This window comes from Halomonas sp. ND22Bw, from assembly GCF_003011945.1.
GTDB classification, from domain to species: domain Bacteria; phylum Pseudomonadota; class Gammaproteobacteria; order Pseudomonadales; family Halomonadaceae; genus Halomonas; species Halomonas halophila.
Genome location: NZ_PXWD01001366.1, coordinates 1 through 252, shown reverse-complemented (window position 1 = coordinate 252; position 252 = coordinate 1). Strand labels below are relative to the sequence as shown.

Below are 252 nucleotides of genomic sequence, written 5' to 3'. Positions count from 1 at the left end.
GGGCGGCGAAGCGGTAATCGAACGGCGTGTCCGCCGCCTCGCCCACGGCGCCGGTGCGGTTGTTGCGGATGCTCTGGCTGTAGTCGTCCAGCCGCAGGCCGGCCGACAGGCTCAGGCGGTCGTTCACCTCCCACAGGTCCTGGGCGTACAGGGTCACGACCTCGCGCGTTTCCAGATTGTCGGTGAAGGGCAGGGGCGTGGGCGCCGGAACCGCGCCATAGACCGGATCGAAGACGTTGATCGGATAGGGGT

General features: G+C 68.3%; 1 protein-coding gene. It reads right to left on the bottom strand.

The annotated features are described in order from the left end of the window. A partial coding sequence (locus CVH10_RS22650; protein WP_146143311.1) for a TonB-dependent receptor occupies window positions 1–252 on the bottom strand: 252 nt, incomplete at both ends.